General features: G+C 43.2%; 14 protein-coding genes. 1 reads left to right on the top strand and 13 read right to left on the bottom strand.

The genetic code is table 11. From position 1 onward, the window contains the following. Window positions 1–14 precede the first annotated feature (14 nt). The 3 genes from BVU_RS06275 to BVU_RS06265 are packed head-to-tail and all read right to left on the bottom strand — an operon-like array spanning window position 15 to window position 3,470. Window positions 15–770 (bottom strand): succinate dehydrogenase/fumarate reductase iron-sulfur subunit, encoded by a 756-nt coding sequence (locus BVU_RS06275; RefSeq protein WP_005843870.1) that lies wholly within the window; start codon window positions 768–770, stop codon window positions 15–17. 20 nt (window positions 771–790) lie between these two features. Continuing rightward, a complete protein-coding gene (locus BVU_RS06270) occupies window positions 791–2,749 on the bottom strand; it encodes a fumarate reductase/succinate dehydrogenase flavoprotein subunit (RefSeq protein WP_005849842.1) in 1,959 nt (652 codons plus the stop codon). Window positions 2,750–2,783: 34 nt separating this feature from the next. Continuing rightward, window positions 2,784–3,470 carry a succinate dehydrogenase/fumarate reductase cytochrome b subunit gene (locus BVU_RS06265; protein ID WP_005843874.1) on the bottom strand — a complete coding sequence of 229 codons (687 nt, stop codon included), beginning with the start codon at window positions 3,468–3,470 and terminating at the stop codon, window positions 2,784–2,786. A gap of 190 nt (window positions 3,471–3,660) precedes the next feature. Between BVU_RS06265 and BVU_RS06260 the strand changes: the two genes are divergently transcribed. Continuing rightward, entirely contained in the window at window positions 3,661–4,272 is a 612-nt protein-coding gene (locus BVU_RS06260) for a phosphatase PAP2 family protein (RefSeq protein WP_008666413.1), read from the top strand. Between the two features lie 103 nt (window positions 4,273–4,375). On the opposite strand, the gene BVU_RS06255 is transcribed toward BVU_RS06260, so the two are convergent. The 10 genes from BVU_RS06255 to tnpC form a co-directional block, all read right to left on the bottom strand. Continuing rightward, window positions 4,376–5,977 carry a S41 family peptidase gene (locus BVU_RS06255; RefSeq protein ID WP_011965100.1) on the bottom strand — a complete coding sequence of 534 codons (1,602 nt, stop codon included), beginning with the start codon at window positions 5,975–5,977 and terminating at the stop codon, window positions 4,376–4,378. Between the two features lie 2 nt (window positions 5,978–5,979). Beyond that, a complete protein-coding gene (gene coaD / locus BVU_RS06250) occupies window positions 5,980–6,435 on the bottom strand; it encodes a pantetheine-phosphate adenylyltransferase (RefSeq protein WP_005849847.1) in 456 nt (151 codons plus the stop codon). Between the two features lie 17 nt (window positions 6,436–6,452). Then, a complete protein-coding gene (locus BVU_RS06245) occupies window positions 6,453–8,330 on the bottom strand; it encodes a DNA topoisomerase IV subunit B (protein WP_011965099.1) in 1,878 nt (625 codons plus the stop codon). Between the two features lie 30 nt (window positions 8,331–8,360). After that, window positions 8,361–9,497, bottom strand: a complete 1,137-nt coding sequence (locus BVU_RS06240) for a hypothetical protein (RefSeq protein WP_005849849.1) — start codon at window positions 9,495–9,497, stop codon at window positions 8,361–8,363. Between the two features lie 74 nt (window positions 9,498–9,571). After that, window positions 9,572–10,534 (bottom strand): calcium/sodium antiporter, encoded by a 963-nt coding sequence (locus BVU_RS06235; protein ID WP_005849851.1) that lies wholly within the window; start codon window positions 10,532–10,534, stop codon window positions 9,572–9,574. A gap of 63 nt (window positions 10,535–10,597) precedes the next feature. After that, window positions 10,598–11,569 (bottom strand): metallophosphoesterase, encoded by a 972-nt coding sequence (locus tag BVU_RS06230; RefSeq protein WP_005843888.1) that lies wholly within the window; start codon window positions 11,567–11,569, stop codon window positions 10,598–10,600. 10 nt (window positions 11,570–11,579) lie between these two features. Beyond that, a complete protein-coding gene (locus BVU_RS06225; RefSeq protein WP_011965098.1) occupies window positions 11,580–14,348 on the bottom strand; it encodes a TonB-dependent receptor in 2,769 nt (922 codons plus the stop codon). A 557-nt stretch (window positions 14,349–14,905) separates the two neighbouring features. After that, window positions 14,906–15,385: a hypothetical protein gene (locus tag BVU_RS06215; protein WP_005849856.1), complete on the bottom strand. Its 480-nt coding sequence runs from the start codon at window positions 15,383–15,385 to the stop codon at window positions 14,906–14,908. 83 nt (window positions 15,386–15,468) lie between these two features. Next, a complete protein-coding gene (locus tag BVU_RS06210; protein WP_041174420.1) occupies window positions 15,469–17,616 on the bottom strand; it encodes a hypothetical protein in 2,148 nt (715 codons plus the stop codon). A gap of 119 nt (window positions 17,617–17,735) precedes the next feature. Beyond that, on the bottom strand, window positions 17,736–19,301 hold the full coding sequence (tnpC, locus tag BVU_RS06205) for an IS66 family transposase (protein WP_011964764.1): 1,566 nt from the start codon (window positions 19,299–19,301) through the stop codon (window positions 17,736–17,738). Window positions 19,302–19,368 lie beyond the last annotated feature (67 nt).

Below are 19,368 nucleotides of genomic sequence, written 5' to 3'. Positions count from 1 at the left end.
AAAACTAACCGTAATTAGTCTTTCAGCTTCGCAGCAATAAATTCACGGTTCAAACGAGCAATGTTGCTGATAGAAACCAGCTTCGGACATTCTGCCTCACAAGCACGAGTGTTTGTACAGTTACCAAAACCCAGTTCATCCATTTTGCTCAACATAGCTTTCGCACGGCGTGCAGCTTCCACTTTACCTTGAGGTAACAGTGCCAACTGGCTGACCTTTGCAGAAACAAACAACATAGCAGAACCATTCTTACATGCAGCAACACAAGCACCACAACCGATACATGCAGCAGCATCCATAGCCTCATCGGCAATAGGTTTTGCAATAGGAATTGCGTTAGCGTCAGGAATACCACCGGTATTGATTGACACGTAACCACCCGCCTGCATAATCTTGTCGTATGCGCTGCGGTCTACCATCAAGTCGCGGATTACCGGGAAACCGGCAGAACGCCAAGGTTCAACAGTAATGGTGTCACCGTCTTTGAAACGACGCATATAAATCTGGCAGGTAGTAGCACCTGTAGCAGGTCCGTGAGGATGTCCGTTGATATACATAGAGCACATACCGCAGATACCTTCACGACAGTCGTGGTCGAATACGATAGGTTCTTTACCTTCATTGATAAGCTGCTCGTTCAAGATATCCATCATTTCCAGGAATGAGGTATCACCCGGAATATCTTTCATTTGGAAGGTATCAAAATGTCCTTTATCCTTAGGACCTTTCTGACGCCAAACTTTCAGTGTGAAACTTATATTTTTATCCATGATTTCTATACAATTAATAATTAAGACTTATAGTTACGAGTTTGAACCTTAACGAACTGATAGTTCAAATCTTCCTTGATCAATTCGGGTTCTTTTCCTTCACCTGTGTATTTCCAGCAAGCTACATACGAGAACTTGTCATCGTGACGAAGCGCTTCACCCTCCGGAGTCTGGTGTTCTTCACGGAAGTGACCACCACAAGATTCCTCACGGTTCAATGCATCGTAAGCCATCAGCTCACCGATTTCGATGAAATCAGCCAGGCGGATCGCCTTTTCAAGTTCCACATTCAATTCATTAGCTTCACCCGGAATGCGAAGGTCGCTCCAGAAGGTCTTTCTTACTTCTTTCAGTTTAGCCAGAGCAGTAGTCAAAGATTCCTTGGTACGTCCCATACCTACGAAGTCCCACATGATGTGGCCCAGTTCCTTGTGAATAGAGTCTACTGAACGATGACCCTTGATATTCATCAGTTTCTGGATCTTATCGTTTACAGCCTTTTCGGCAGCCACAAATTCAGGAAGGTCTGTCGAGAAACGGGGAACCTGAATCTGGTCTGACAAATAGTTCTGGATAGTATAAGGCAATACGAAGTAACCGTCAGCCAATCCCTGCATCAATGCAGATGCACCCAAACGGTTTGCACCGTGGTCAGAGAAGTTAGCTTCACCGATAGCATACAAGCCCTTGATAGAAGTCATCAGTTCATAGTCAACCCAGATACCACCCATCGTATAGTGGATAGCCGGGAAGATCATCATCGGAGTCTTGTACGGATTTTCGTCAGTGATTTCTTCGTACATATCGAACAAGTTACCGTAACGGGCACGAACTACATCTTCACCCAGACGGTCGATAGCGTATTTAAAGTCAAGGAATACGGCCAGACCTGTGTTGTTCACACCGAAACCGGCGTCGCAACGTTCTTTCGCAGCACGTGAAGCAACGTCACGGGGAACCAGGTTACCGAATGCCGGATAACGGCGTTCCAAGTAGAAGTCACGGTCTGCATCAGGAATATCGGTCGGTTTCTTAGTTCCTGCCTGCAATGCCTTGGCATCTTCCAGCTTTTTCGGAACCCAGATACGTCCGTCATTACGCAATGACTCGGACATCAAAGTCAGTTTAGACTGCTTGTCACCGTGTACAGGGATACAAGTCGGGTGGATCTGTGCAAAGCAAGGATTGGCAAAGTAAGCACCTTTGCGGTAAACCTGCATAGCAGCCGAACCATTTGACGCCATAGCGTTGGTAGACAAGAAGTAAGTATTACCATAACCGCCGGTACCGATAACTACCGCATGGGCAGCGAAACGTTCAATCTTACCTGTAACCAAATTACGGGCGATGATACCACGGGCGCGTTCCACACCTTCGTTATCCTTAATCAGCACAACGTCCAACATCTCATAACGAGTGTACAACTTCACGTTACCACGCTGAACTTCACGGCTCAATGCAGAATAAGCACCCAGCAACAACTGCTGTCCGGTTTGACCGCGGGCATAGAATGTACGTGATACCTGAGCACCACCGAATGAACGGTTATCCAGCAAACCACCGTATTCGCGAGCGAAAGGAACACCTTGAGCTACGCACTGGTCGATGATAGCATTTGACACTTCGGCCAGACGATAAACGTTAGCTTCGCGTGCACGGTAGTCACCACCTTTGATTGTATCGTAGAAAAGACGGTAAACAGAGTCACCATCATTTTGATAATTCTTAGCAGCATTGATACCTCCCTGTGCAGCAATAGAGTGTGCACGACGGGGAGAGTCCTGGATACAGAAGTTTAATACCTTGAAACCCAGAGCACCCAGTGAAGCAGCAGCCGAAGCACCTGCCAAACCGGTACCTACCACAATAATGTCAAGACGACGTTTGTTGGCAGGGTTTACCAATTTTTGATGAGCTTTATAATTGGTCCATTTCTCGGCTAAAGCGCCTTCAGGAATTTTAGAATCTATAGTAGCCATATTCATTTACAATTTTATCATTTACAATTTACGATTAGCAAGCACCACAAGCGAGTGATTTCACGAAGTAGATAACGACTACTGCTGCAAAACCAAGAACTACCAAAGTAGAGTAGATGTTACCAATAGTCTTCCAACGCTCGAACCAGATTTTATTGCTCCAGCCCAAAGTCTGCAAAGCACTCCAGAATCCGTGAGTCAGGTGGAACCACAAAGCTGCTAACCAAATGAGGTAAAGCACTGTAAATACAGGGCATCCGAATGTTTCACGAATGTAAGCGGCACCGTCTGTAGGACCGAATGCGCCCAAATCATGAACACCGATAATTTCGGCAAACTGCATTTTGTACCAGAAATTGGCAAAATGAAGAGCCAATCCGGCAATAACGACAATACCCAGGACAAGCATGTTCTGAGATGCCCATTCCACAGTTTTAGGTTTAACGTTCACTGCATAACGTTCGCTACCGCGAGCTGCACGGTTCTGCATGGTCAACCAGAAAGCGTAGATGATGTGAATTACAAACAGAGCAGCCAGCCCGGCAGTTGCAACCAACGCGTACCAGTTAGCTCCCAAGAATTCACAAATCATGTTGTAAGCATCTTCCGAGAAGAGCGCAACAAGGTTCATCGCCATGTGAAACGTCAGAAACAGGACAAGGGCGATACCTGTGACACTCATCACCACTTTCCTTCCAATAGATGAATTACTTAACCACATAAATGATTGAATTTAAATTATTTAATTGTTAGAACTAAAAATTCTGTTAAAAGCTGTGTATTCACGATGCAAAAGTAAAGGAATTCTAGCGATAATACAAGGAATTATGGAAATTATTCTTTAATTCGGGGAAGGGTAAATGCGAATTACATTATTTTCCTATCTTTGCACTGAACAAATGCCAAACTAAATGAAACGCCAAAGGATTATTTTTCTTATACTGACAGCCTGTTTTACATTCAGCCTCAGCGCACAGAATATAGACATCAACACGTTGAAAACCATCAACCGATGGGATGTACACGGACTGAGCCGCGGATTGTCCGCTAGCGGAGTGATTCTACCCGTAGGAATACCTACAGCCATGGGACTCTATGCATTGATAAAGAAAGACCAGCCGATGCTGAAAGATGCCATTTACATAGGAACCAGTGTGATTGAAGCAGTGGGGATTACATACGCCGCCAAACATATAATAGGTCGTGACCGGCCTTTTGTAAAGTATCCGGATAAGATTCATGCATACGGAGCACCGGATGCCGATAGTCCGTCATTCCCTTCAGGACACACTGCGGCAGCTTTTTCTTTAGCCACCTCACTCTCCATCACTTATCCTAAGTGGTATGTTATCGCCCCTTCAGCCGTATGGGCTTGCGGAGTAGGGTTTGCCCGGATGAACCAAGGGGTGCACTATCCCAGTGATGTAGTGGCAGGAGCCGCTATCGGAGTAGGATGTGCTTTCGTGAACGTGTATGTGAACCGATGGCTGAATAAGGTGCTGTTCGGGAGACAGATAAAGTGATGGTTGGAAAATTATTCCACACCTAAAAGAAGACACAACAGAAGTTTTTCAGACAACTGCAGGAGTGCAACTATGCGCCCCTGCAGTTAATATAAAGTCTTGACTATCGCTTTTTCAACAGCAGCCCCTCAAAGTCCGGTTGCTCCAACAGTTCCAGCGCTTTCCTGATACTTTCATTCGCGTCATTAATGACGTGATAATATTCATTCATATCCCATAAATCACGGGCTATCAATGCTTTCATCTGCAACCTCAGCAGAGGCAGGGCCTTTTGATACTCTTCTTCATTATATTCCACTCCCATCTCCTTGCCGGTAGCAACCAGTTGTGTCAACATATCCGGAGTCACTTCAAAACGTTTGTAGAACTCATTGAAAGTCTTGTATTTGCCCAGCCATTCTTTACGATGGGCATCAATAAAATGGAAATGAGCTTTCATCAATGCTCCTTTATCACGCAACTGACGATGGTATTTAGTATAGAGAGTCGTATCAATCGGCACAAAATAATCGGGCATGATCCCTCCGCCACCATATACCGTACGGGCCAACCTATGAGTCTTGAACTTCAGTGAATCCGGAAAGTGGATGCTGTCTTCACTCATCATTTCTCCTTTATTATAACGGTCTATCAGGTCTTCATTATACTTTTCAATGCTCTCGTAAGGTTTCTGGATACAACGTCCGGCAGGCGTATAATAGCGGGCCACCGTCAGACGGATCATCGAACCGTCCGGCAAATCAATGGGACGCTGCACCAAGCCTTTACCAAAACTGCGACGGCCTACCACAACGCCTCTGTCCCAATCCTGAACAGCTCCGGTCACAATCTCACTGGCAGAAGCCGAAAATTCATCAACCAATACCATCAGACGACCGTTCTGAAACTCGCCCGTACCTTTGGCAAAAAACTCGCTACGAGGATTACGACGGCCCTCCGTATAGACAATCAGTTCCTTTTTACCCAAAAATTCATTGGCAATATCGATAGCAGCATTCAAATACCCCCCGCCATTGCCCTGCAAATCAAGAATCAAGTCTTTCATTCCTTTCTTCTGCAACCCGGTCAGCGCTTTCTTGAACTCCTCATGGGTAGTGGCGGCAAAACGGTTGATACGAATATAACCGATCTTATCTTTAATCATATAGGAAGCATCCAAGCTGTAAACAGGTATTTTATCCCTTTTCACCGTAAAGGGGAGCAGTTCCTTCACCCCTCGGCGAAGTATTTTCAGATTCACTTTTGAATCTTTAGGACCACGGAGACGACGCATAATATCCTCGGTACTCATCTTTACACCGGCTATCAGCGTATCTTCCACCATGACGATACGATCACCGGCCAGAATACCGACTTTTTCGGACGGTCCGCCCGATACAGGCTGTATCACCAGCAAAGTGTCCTCCGCCATATTAAACTGTATACCGATACCTTCGAAGTTTCCCTGCAACGGCTCGTTCATTCTCTTCACTTCCTCCGGATCAGAATAGGTAGAATGAGGATCAAGCTGCTCCAGCATTTTTACGATAGCTTCTTCCACCAGCTTTCCCTCATTGACTTCGTCTACATAAAGATTGGCAATGGCAAATTCCGCCAGTTGCAACTTACGTGCCGGAGAATTCAGAAATTTACTCTCCTGAGCCTGTGCGGCTACGATAGAAAAAAAGCAGGCAATCAAGCCTGCAAAATACATAGTATATTTCATGGTCAGTCTATTTTCATTCCTTCAGGCAAGAATGGCGTCACATCTTTGCCAAACTGCAACAATTCTCTTACAATCGTAGAGCTGATAGAGGTTAGTTCCGGCTCCGTAAACAACAGAATCGTTTCTATTCCGGCCAGTTTCCGGTTGATATCGGCTATAGTTTCCTCATATTCAAAATCGTGTACGGTACGGATACCACGAACAATGAACTGCGCCTCCTTAGCTCGGGCAAAGTCAATGGTCAGACAATCATAAGCATCGACCTTTACCCGGGGATCATCCGCAAAAAGTTTCTCGATCATCTCCACTCGTTTCTCTGTAGGAAACCAAGTTTTCTTATTCTCATTGATACCGATGCCGATCACCACTTCGTCCATAAAAGTCAACGCTCTCTTCACGACCGAATAATGACCGATGGTAAAAGGATCAAAGGTTCCCGGAAATATCGCTCTTCTCATATTTTTTAGTGATTCACTCACGCAATATCTTCTTCTACAACAAGGTTATCTATAATAAAATTCTGACGTTCCATCGTGTTCTTACCCATGTAGAACTCCAGTAACTCCTTTACCAGATCAGTCTTGCGGAGGGAAACTTGCTCCAAACGCATATCTTTGCCGATAAAGTGCTTGAATTCATCGGGTGAAATCTCTCCCAAACCTTTGAACCGTGTGATTTCGGGATTGGGGCTTAACCGTTCGATTGCGGCAATCCGTTCTTCTTCCGAATAACAATATACCGTTTCATAAACTCCTTTCTTGCGGTTACGGACACGGAACAAAGGAGTCTGAAGGATATATACATGACCTTTCTTTATCAAATCGGGGAAGAATTGCAGGAAGAAGGTAATCAGCAACAAACGGATGTGCATACCGTCCACATCGGCATCTGTTGCCACAATCACTTTGTTATATCGTAATCCTTCCATACCGTCCTCTATGTTCAGAGCAGCCTGAAGCAAGTTAAACTCTTCATTCTCATATACAATCTTCTTGGTCAGCCCGTAAGAATTCAACGGCTTACCACGCAAACTGAATACTGCCTGAGTATTTACATCACGGCTCTTGGTGATAGAACCGCTCGCCGAGTCACCCTCGGTAATGAAAATGCAGCTTTCCTCCTTCTTGTCTCCTTTGGCATCATTCAGGTGAAAACGGCAGTCACGCAACTTACGGTTATGAAGATTTGCCTTTTTGGCACGTTCACGTGCCAGTTTGGTCACTCCGGCTATAGCCTTACGCTCTTTCTCCGATTCTTGAATCTTCTGCAACATCACATCGGCCACATCCGTATGTTTGTGCAGATAGTTATCGACCTCAGTCTTTACAAAATCACCTACAAACTTATTAACGGTAGGACCACCGGGAGCCATATTGGTAGAGCCCAGCTTGATTTTAGTCTGACTTTCGAACAACGGTTCCTCCACATTAACGGCAATGGCAGCTACCAATCCGTTACGGATATCGGCATAGTCCATATTCTTGTTGAAATATTCCTTGATGGTACGGGCCATATGCTCTTTGAAAGCACTTTGATGCGTACCTCCCTGCGTGGTGTGCTGTCCGTTGACAAAAGAGTAATACTCCTCACCATACTGGCCGGTATGCGTAAAAGCGATCTCGATATCTTCTCCTTTCAAGTGGATGATGGGATATAATCCCACAGCCGTCATGTTGTCGTTAAGCAAGTCCACCAACCCGTTACGGGACAGGATACGCTGACCGTTATAGATAATGGCCAGTCCTGTATTCAGATAGGTATAGTTGCGGAGCATGGTTTCCACGAACTCCGGACGGAAACTGTAGTTCTCAAACAACAGGTTATCCGGTTCAAAGAAAATATAAGTACCGTTCTCTTCTGTTGTATCTTGTGTGGTATCCGTCAACAAGTCTCCCTTGGCAAAGGTAGCGATACGCACCTTTCCATCACGATAGCTGCGCACCTCGAAACGTGAGCTCAATGCATTGACGGCTTTCACACCGACCCCATTCAGTCCGACGCTCTTCTTGAACGCCTTGCTGTCATATTTACCTCCCGTATTCAACACACTAACAGCTTCAATGAGTTTTCCCTGCGGAATACCCCGGCCATAATCACGCACGCTGACACGGAGATTTTCTTCAATAATAATCTCAATCTTTTTACCCGCCTGCATTTTAAATTCATCGATACTGTTATCGATAATTTCTTTCAAAAGAACGTAGATACCGTCCTCGGCATGTGATCCGTCACCCAACTTTCCAATATACATACCGGGACGGGTACGCACATGCTCCATGTCACTGAGGTGGCGGATATTATCGTCGGTATATTCTACGGCGGGATTGTTTATCAGTTCGTTGTTTTCTTCCATATTGACTTATCACATTTTTATATATCGTTGTTACAGAATACTCTTTTTATAAGCACGACGGCGTTTATGCTGCTCGGTCTTGAAATATTCCCACTGGGCCTGCACCTTTCCGTTCAGTTCCAGTTCCGGATTACTTTCGGCATACTTGAATCCCAGTTGCTGATATACGGGGATCAAGTCCGAGAATAACAAAGCATTGACACCTTTGTTCTGATACTCAGGTTTTACAGCAACCAGCAACAAATCCAACATAGGAGGATACTTATGCAGGAACAACACTTTCAACAGGTGATACCATCCCATAGGCAGCAAACGTCCCTTCGCTTTTTGTAACGCTTCGGACAGAGAAGGCATTGAAATCCCCACTGCCACCAGTTTATCTTCGGCATCGGTCACCAAGGTTACCATACGCAAATCTACAATAGGCAAATACATCTTTATATACTGGTTGATCTGTCCTTGCGACAAAGCCGAGAAACCATAAAGCGGAGCATAAGCCTCATTCATCAACTCGAATATAGCCTGTCCATATTCGGCCGCAATTTTCTTACCCGATGTATATTTCTTCACCTTCAGGTTAAACTTACGTTGAATCAAGTCACTGATACGCTTATGCTTATCAGGAATTGCATCCGGAATATAAATTTTATATTCCACCCAATCGGCATCCTTCTCGAATCCCAACTTCTCCATATGCTGTGGGTAATAAGGATAATTATAGATAGTCGCCATGGTGCTCAACTGGTCGAATCCTTCTACCAGCATACCCTCCGCATCAAAGTCGGTAAAGCCTAAAGGCCCCTGAATGGTATCCATACCTTTTGATTTACCCCATTGGGCTACTGCATCCAACAAGGCACGTGATATTTCGATATCATCCAGAAAATCGATCCATCCGAAACGAACTTCTTTTTTATTCCAAGTCTCGTTTGCGCGTTTATTTATAATCCCTGCAATACGTCCTACCACCTTGTTATCCTTATATGCCAGAAAATACTCCGCCTCACAAAACTCGAAAGCGGCATTCTTCTTCGGGCTGAACGTATTCAGCATATCATCGTACAAATCGGGTACGGAATAGGGATTCTCTTTGTATAACTCGTAGTTGAACCGTATAAACGTCTTTAGTTCTTTCTTTGAACTGACTTTTTTAATGGTAATAGCCATGCTGTATTTTTATAAAATTCGGGGTGTAAAGATAGAAGTTTTTTTGCAGAAAACTTATTCTTTTTATGGCTTTTTCACTGTTGGGCAATAAGATAGGCGGTATAAACGACATAACAGCCAACCATCAATGCGCCTTCAAGCCGGGTTATGGTACGTTTGCGGAAAAACCAGCCTACCAGCCACAACAACAGGGAGGAAGCAATCAGTACACTTAAATCGAGGTTATTTATATTCCCCATCGGAAGCGGTGACACCGTAGCGCTGCACCCCAGAACAAAGAATATATTGAACAGATTACTACCGATGACATTGCCGATAGCAATTCCCGGATTCTTCTTTAAAGCCGCCGTAACAGATGTGGCAAGTTCCGGCAAGGAAGTACCTCCGGCTACCAATGTCAGTCCGATTACCGATTCACTGACACCCCATGAACGGGCAAGCCCGCTTGCCCCGTCGACAAAAAGCTGTCCGCCGAATATGAGTCCGGCCAGCCCTCCTGCAATATACAACACCGATTTCCATACAGGCATTTCCTTTATCTTCTGCTCCTCTCCTGCCTCATCTGCCCCATTACGGGCGATGGCAAATGTATAACGCATAAATATAAGGAAGAAAGCCAGCAGAACAAACCCATCGGAACGGCTGATAACATTGACCGCTTCCCTGTCCAGCATCATGTCATTGGCACAGACAAAAAGTACCAACGAAGAAAGAATGACTAACGGAATCTCTTTACTCATCGTCCCCTCACCTACTTTTATGGGGAGTACCAAGGCAGTACAACCTATAATCATCAAAGCATTGAATATATTACTACCCACCACATTACCAATAGCCATTTCAGCACTGCCATTCAATGCAGAAAGCACACTGATAACCAATTCGGGAGCCGAAGTGCCGAAAGCTACAATGGTAAGCCCGATTACCAAATCAGAAATACGGAAACGTTTGGCAACCGCTGCAGAACCATCCGTCAAGCCATTCGCGCCAGCTAAAATGAGAGCCAGACCACCAATCAAAAGGAGTGTATTCAACATAACAAAAAGTACATTTACAGTTTTATACCGCAAATGTACTCTTTTTCCCTAAAATAACTATCCCTATTTGGTGCGTTTTACAGTATAGATTACTTTTCCTTTCTTATCAATCATGTGCATATCCAGTTCTTTCTTGTCTGCCGTAAAGATAGAAAAGCCCGGTTCGGGACTACAGAACAGAGTGCCTTCCACTGGTTTTACCTTACGGCTCAACGAACCAGCCGAATTTACCACATAGTCGATATCACTGCCCGGCACACGAAGGTGCTGGAAGTTATGAATGTGTCCGCATGCATAGATATCCACCTTATGTTTACGGAGGATAGGATCCAGACGCTTCTGCATATCGCTGCGTTCACTGTCGTCTTTCGACGTTTCAGCATAAATGGGATGATGTCCGATTACGACTACCCAATCTTCTTTGGCAACAGTCAGTACAGAATCTATCCATGCCAATTGCTGATCCATATCTTGTTTACAGGCATCCGGATAAGTTTCGCTCTCGTTACGGTATTTGTCAATCAGAGGAGCGGTATCTATCATCACAAAACGGATGGCAGTTCCTTTCTTCTCGAAGACTTTGGTATAATAACGACCAGGCATCGACCAGCGACGACTCACATTGGTATAATCCAACACAGCCTGCGTATTACCCCGGTATTCATGATTTCCCAAGATCGGAAACCAGTCTATCATCAACTCGGGATGACTGTAAATCAACTCGTAGTTGGTCATCCAGAGCGGATCGTTAACGCTGCGCACACCTTCAAAATGGTGCACGTCTCCGGCTGCAAATACACACTCGGGACCAATAACATCCGCCATTTCTCCCATCAACTCGGCTATGGGCTTCTGGTCATAATAACCGTTACGTCCCAAATCGTTAGCCATATAAAAATTCAGTTGTTTCTCCAGTCCTTTCCAATCTTGCGGAGTCTGGGCACACACATTCAGGCAGATAGCCGTACCAATGACGGCAATCCATACCCATGTCAATACTTCTTTCATTCTTCTAATCATCATCAACGTTTTCATATACTTATTTTTAGAAACTTATTTTTAAACCTGCATTCATTCTCACGCCATAATATTCTGCCTGCATAGTACGATCCTTCGTTCCCTGGTAATAACGGAGCGGCTGGTTCAGCAGATTGTTCGCCTCAGCATAAAAGGTCATTTTCACCTTCTTGCCAAAGGTATAACTAGCGTTCACATCCATATAGTTCACAGCATCATAATATCTGTCATAAAATGTACTTGGGCCCATTTCATCGATAAAATCAGATGCAAAGTTATAGCTCAGGCGCACATTCAAGCCTCCTTTTTCAAAGTAAAGAGAGGCATTCGCCGTATGCTCGGGAGACCCCGGCAAACTCAACCCGCTCTCGTTCTCACGTCCTTCGAAGTTAAAGTCCTCCACGCGTGAGTGAGTATAAGTATAGGTTCCATAGAAACCCACATACTTCAAGGCCGGAGCAATGAAGCCGAAATCACGCTGATAAGAAAATTCCAATCCCCACAGATTAGCATTTCCTGCATTCTTGGGCTGAGTGAAACGGGTATATTCTGTTCCTTGGTATTCATAGTTGGTCAGTACCTGATCTACGATGAAATCGTCTATTTTCTTATAGAAAAAACCTGCGCTCACTAAACCTACACTCTTGAAATAATAATCGGCACTCAAATCAAAGTTATAAGAAATAGTCGGTTTCAAGTCAGAATTACCAATCTTTATTTCATTATCACCACGGTTGATATTCACACTGGGAACCAAAGCTGAATATTTGGGCCGGCTCAAGGTCTGCGTGTAAGAACCGCGTATCTTGAAATCATCATTTACATCCCATTTCACCAAAATAGAAGGAAGGAAATTCACATAACTGTTGGTCATGCGGCCGGTCTTGGTGGTCTTATCTGTCTCATCATCATAGTTACGGCCGGTATAACGAAGGGAAGTATGTTCCATACGGAGTCCCGCCATCAGGTTTATATCGGAAGCGAATTTATGATCAAACCGCACATACCCGGAACTTACAGTTTCACGAGCCTCAAAGTTCTCAGCCAATTCGGCTTGTACCTGTTCTTTATCGAACTGGGAAGCATCATTTAAATTCAATCCACCCACATATTCTTTACTGGCAAATGTTCCTACCTGATATTTGTCGCTCGGCATAAACTTATCCGTACTCTGGTCTACCGTATTTTTCAGGCTGTTGGTCATGAAGGCATCCTCGTCTTTCGGAGTATATTCGTAGAAGTCTATTTCTTTCTCTTTTGTTTTACGTACTACCTTCGCACCGAACTTCAGTTTGGCTCCATTATTTAAACTGGCCTTGAAATTGGCCGAGAATTTCATATCTTCTTCTTTGATGTCCTCCTGTTGTTCCGTCAGTTCCTTCAAGCTGAACTTATCACTCAGTGTCAAAGTAGCACCTGTTCCAGGTGTTGCCAACGGCTGGCGTTCATCACTCAAGTCCATATCAAATTCCTGCTTTTTCAGTTGGAAGTCAAGATAACGTTCATTAGGGCGTTCTTCCGTAGCTTTTGCATAACTGGCATTCCAATCCATACCGATTGCCCCCCATAAGTGTTCTCCGCCCAAAGCGAAATCCATGGTACGCTGACGCTCCAGACGGGCATTGCGATTATCAGGAGTACCTGCTTTGGTCTGGATGCGGACTGTGCCTTTTCCGTTCTCATCCAAATCCTTGATATTGGTACGGTAACGGTTTTCCCAATCGTTACGGTTGTTGAAGATCCCTTTGAAAGTCAATTTATGGTTTTCATTGATATCAAAATCAAAAGCCGCCGAATAACTTTGACGTTCACGGGTGACAAAGTACTGGCGCATCTGATAATCGCTGACATATACTTTGCCATCTTCATTTTGTTCCCACATGAATTCAGTATCATAAGAACCGGAAGGAGCATTCTGATAAGAAGCGGAGAGCAGCATACCCAGTCTGTCATTGAAGAAACGATCGCCGTAAGTGAAACCTAAGTTCAACTGGGCTTTCTCGCTGATCCAGTTGTAACCACTTCCCGCTGTAGCATTGATAGTGCGTTTATAAGGAGAATTTTTGGTTACCAGATTGATGGAACCACCGATAGCATCGCCGTCCATATCGGGTGTAACGACTTTGCTTACTTCGATGGTCTGAATCATATCGGCAGGAATCAAGTCCAACTGCACGTTACGGGTATCCCCTTCAGCAGATGGGACACGGTTGCCGTTAATGGTGACGGAGCTTAAATCGGCACTAGTGCCGCGGACCTGTCCGAAACGGGCCTCGCCTTGATCGTATTGCACATTGATGCCACTGATACGTTTCAATGCATCACCTATGTTTGAGTCGGGAAATTTCCCTACCTGGTCGGCAGATACAACATTAGTGATACCCAGATTATTCTTTTGTGTATTGATTGCTTTCTTCTGTCCTTGAAAAGCTCCCTTTACCTGCACTTCCTGCAGTTCCACCCCTTCATTCATCACTATATCTTTTTCTAAAGTCTTGCCTTCGGGGACGGTAACTTTCATTTCAATGGGGCTATAACCTACGTAGGTTACTTTAACTGTGTAAGTTCCGGGTTTCAGATTGGGCAGCGTATAAAAACCGTTCACATCACTGATTACTCCGGTTTTCAGATTTTCAACAAAGATGGAAGCACCCGGCAGAATTTGTTTTCCATTGTCTATCACACGTCCGCGGATAGCGCCTTGCCGGACAATGTTTTCATTTTCCTCGGCAAATGCATTTCCACAAACACCTGCCATCAGCAGCATAAGAGACACAGCTCTAACAACCTTTTTCATATACTTTTTTATGCGTTATAAATCTGCCGCAAAAGTAGATGGGTCAGGTTTCTTGAGAGTTACACTCTATTAAAGGTTTCGTGACAAAGGAGTTTCATTCCTGTTACAAGATATTCGGTGCAAGACGACGGATACAAAGTATGGACAAGGCTTACAAAACAGCAGAGTAAGATTTTTCTTACTCATGCGATCACTCTTTCGTAACTTTTGAAAAGGAACAGGTATAATATGATTAAGAAAGAAATACTTTCACAGATTATCGTAATGCTGTTATCCTTGCTATGGGTAAATGCACTGCTATCTGGATCCATAGGGAACTTACCGGACAGAAGAAATCTCTCCGGACACAAAAAAAGAAGCTGACAGTCCGGATTATCTGGTTGAACTGTCAACTTTTCGACTACAAGCCTGAGAAACCGTTCTCTTTTGACCCTGCTACAATTTATAACTATAATCTTTTGTATTGAAAATCACATAAATATCCTAAACAAACACCCCCTTCAATAATTTTTAAATGACACTTTTTCCCACGACTGCTTATATAAATCGATCATTAGCTAATTCATCATACAAAGCCGCCATCCACCCAAATAATTCATCAGCTTAAAATACCAACTACTAGTTGCAATAGGTGTTCCACTTTCTCCTTTCTGCATAACAATCGTGCACTTCACCTCGTTTTTAACAGGAGTATAGAACTTTATATAATCTATCTTATAACTTAATACAGGAAAAGATTCCATCATTTTTGCGACTTGATGCAATTCATTGTTATCCAATTGAATAGGTTCATTCCAAACATCTGCCGAATCGGCTTTATAAAGCATAGCTGCGGCAGATTCCAGCTGACCATTTTTCGCATATTCCATAAATTGATTTATTAGGTTTGTTATCAAAACCGTATCAACTTCCGTTAGATGAGCTACAAATTCATTAATACTCTTCTCTTCTTTGCTTTGCACCTTCTGTTTTCCTGATTGACAAGAAAAGGTTGTTAATAAAACAGTCAACAATAAAATAAATTTCAGTTTTTTCATTTCATTCTTTCCTCCTATTAAAAAAGGCCAGCCACTATGAATGGCCGGCCCTTATTTAAATTAAACTCAAAGTTATTACAATATTAGTTCTGAATAGTCTTATTGATATTCAAATCAACTTCGGTATAGATAGTACCCCACTTATAAGTAACTTCCAGCGGAACGCGGATTGTAAACTTACCTAAAGTAGTACCATTATTGTAATAATAGAATTTACCATTATCGCCAACCTTCAGAGCAGTAAATACATTGGTTGTAGATTTATCTTCACCGAAATACAATTTTACATTCTTCGTTACAGAAGATAATTTAGTAGAACCTAATGTTCCACCATTCAAAGTTGTTGTAGCGTTTTCAATATCAGCAGCAACTTTAGTTACGCCATAAAATCCATAGAAATTATATTTCTTACCATCATCACCAGTAGTATCTTCTGCTTTATCAAAATACTTGTCTCTCCAATCAATCAGATTCAAGGTCAAGCCTGCAATAGAAGCACCATTAGTAGCATCAATTAATTCATCTACATCTGACGGATCTACTGATACAGGACGCAAATATTTAGCATAGAATACGTTGTTACCCAAAGCATAATCTACATAATCGCAGTTAGCAGCATTAATTTGCAATTTAGCAGTAAATGTCTGGTCTTGTCCCAGCAAGTTGTGATCTGCATTGTTCAAAATATCTTTTGCAAAATCATTTTCTTGATATTCCATCACTGTTCCAGCAAGAACAACAACTGCTTTTGGTACAGCGTTATTAGTAGCTTGTAGAGTTTTTCCATCAGCAGATACAGTGATATCATATTGAGCACCAGAAGCACCATTCACGACATAAGCAGTTCCCTTCTTAGTCAAATGATCTTGAGGGTTAGCAAATACAACTTCCTTAGTCAACTTATCATTAGCAAATGCAGGATAAGTAGCGTCACTTGTCACGGTAATCACATTACCAGTGAAAGTATTCAAGATTTCGCTATCAAATGTACAATCATTAGAGTTATCGCTAACAACTTGATGAACATTAGCATGGATATCTGAATAACCAGAACCTGCTACAGCACCGTTCTTTTCATACCAATATTTATCAATCTTAGCAGAGTTTTCAATGGTACCATTAGGAGTAAAGTTCAAAGGACTAGGAGTCCAAGTGAAAGTAACATATACATATTGATATACACCTTCAGATACTTCATAGCTATAACGTACATTTACTGCAATACTCTTAGCACCAGCCTTAAAGATGTGATATGCCTGATTATTCTTAACTACCCAAGTCAAAACTTCAGTCATTTCATCCGCCGGATCCCAATTAGTCTGTGAAACCACACCAACCGGAGTAGTAACAGCCTTAGAATCAACAGTAATTCCATCATACTGAGTAGCATTTACCAAAGCTTGTTGCTCTACGTCTTCTACAGCACCATCCAATTTGAAATTCTTATGGAATTCATCCTTAGAAATACCAATTTCTTCCAATTGAGCCAGAATCTGTTCTTCAACTTGATGCCATGACAAACCAAGTTTAGTCTCTGTTTCTGTACAATCAACAGTATAACCATTGGCAAATGGGAAATTCGGGGTCAATACAACTTCATTCTGATTAGCAGTATCGGTAATCTTGAATTTTAAATAACCAACAGAAGCTATTTTTCCGCTAATAGTATCAGTCAAGATAACACGAACCAACGGTTCACGATCTTTTGTAGCTTTATTCTGAGTAAATCCCCAAGGTTGCTGCTTACCACCACTTGTCATCTGAGGACGAATAACAGAACCCTTCAATGCAGCATGAGCACTTTCTGAAGTTTCGTTATTACCTTTATGATAACCAACTAATTCGTAAGAATATTTGAAACCATATTTTTCTACAGTACCATCAGCAGCACGAACATCCCATTTTGAATGTGTACCTTCTTTATCTATATTAGTTCTGTGAGTATTGACCAAACGAGCAATATCGATACCATTGCTGTTCCAGACAATCTTGCAAACATGTTCATTATCAGCAATAGCTTCAGCAGCAGTTGTAAACAAGTGGCGGTCATTTGCATGAATACTATCTACAGCTGCCAATACCAAGTCCTTGTAATAAGCAGCCTTAACAGCAGCATAATCAGAAGTAACAACGGTATCCCCCTTACTTACTTGCAAAGCTAATACAGTTACTTGCTCATCATTTTCAATGTTCTTAATATCAGCATCTGTAAAATGAGCATTTACAGTCAATATACCCTTGGGGGCCTTACCGTTTGTAACATTAGTTTTTACTACTTTCGGAGCTGTCGCGTAAGCGTCTCCGCGATTCTATATAGTATATTAAAAGTAAAAAGTCTAATGATCCCTTTTTAGTCATTAGCCTTTTCCCATCTGTCGGGAAGCAGTTGCCTGTATTTTTCCAGTGGTGTATTCGGTTGCCATTCGGCAGTTCTGTTTATGATATCCGTGAGATACTCAAACAGATTCACTTTATTCATCCTACAAGTAAGTGCTATCGTGTAGAGTATGGCGCCCCGTTCGGCTCCCTTATGGCTGCCGAAGAACAATGAGTTTTTTCTTGATAAGGATATGTAGCGGTTCATCCGTTCAACTATATTGTTGTCCAGGTAAGTGTCACCATAATTAAAGATGTCCACCACGGCATTCCACTCATTGCGAAGATAGGTGATAGCTTCCTTCAGTTCGCTCTTAGGCAACAAATCTCCCCGTTCTTCTATATCATCAAGCACATCTTTTATTTCTCCGAGTATGTCCGGCGCATACTTTTTCCGATGGACAAGATTCTGTTCTACCGTCCATCCGTCAACCCCGATCTTATGCTTATGTTCATTTTGATAAAGTGTGTTTATCATCTCCACGATTCTTTTTGCATCCGGGTCATCCTCACCGCAATCTATAAATTTCCGTTTTATATGTTGCAGGCACGGAATGCGTGTGATATGGGGATAAGCATCGCTTTCGAGTTTCCGGTAAGGTGAGTATCCGTCGCTTTGTATGATACCTTTGCAACCGCCTAATTCGTTAAGAATAACTTTTTCAGAGCGGGAGCCGTCATCATAGAGCAGGTATATCATCCTGGTGTTTATGCCCACAACCACCCAGAGGTATCCCTTGCGGACTCCTTTTCCCTTGCTGTTCTTTTCCGGGACGAGTATTTTGTAATAGGTTTCGTCGGCTGCCTTATAAGGATCACTCAAAGCTGTCTGCCGGATACACTTATAAAGATTTTCAAAGAGGCTTGAGGCTTTTTCCATCAACTTATGAGCCGTAGGTTTCTTCAGCGTAAAGCCATGACTTTCGAAGTAGTTGATGATTCTTTCAACCGGTAGCGATTGTATATAACGCAATTCCATCAGCCCGGCAATGAATGAGCCGTCATAGCTGGAATTCAAGAAAGCCGAGACCGGTGTTTTTCCCTCAAAGAGACAACCGTCTTGCGCGTAGGTGTGTATCTTGTAGACGTGCTTGATGAAGCGCATGGGTACACATTCATAGCGGACACATATTCTGGGAGCGGTGGTAACCAGCCGGGCTTTATTGATGTCAAAATCAGGATCGTCGGGATAAACGTCATGTTCCTCCTGCTCCATCTCATAATGCATGTCACGTTTGGCCCCATTGTTCTTTCTGGCTTTACGCTTATCTGCTTTTTCTGCTTCTCTCTTCTGCCGCTCTTCCTCCGGCAATGCAGGTTGAGGGGGTTGTTGCTGTTCGGATGTGTTTGATACAAGTTTGGCGATCCCCTTGGTAAGACGCTGTTGCTTGCCAAGAGATTCGCCTTTTTGAAGGAGTGCCTCTTTAAGGGAAGAAACCTCCTTTATCAAATCATCTATCTGGTCCAGGAGTCTGTTGTTATCATCCCGCAACTCCTTGATTTGCTCCTTCAATAACTCTATGACCTCATCCTTTTTCATGGCGTAAAGATACAAAAAATCAATGAGTCGGCCAAAATAATCGGATGGTAATTTAAAATCAAACAGT

The sequence above is a fragment of the Phocaeicola vulgatus ATCC 8482 genome (assembly GCF_000012825.1).
Taxonomy (GTDB): Bacteria; Bacteroidota; Bacteroidia; order Bacteroidales; family Bacteroidaceae; genus Phocaeicola; species Phocaeicola vulgatus.
The sequence above is the reverse complement of the archived record's forward strand: the minus strand, read 5'-3'. Positions and strand labels throughout refer to the sequence as shown.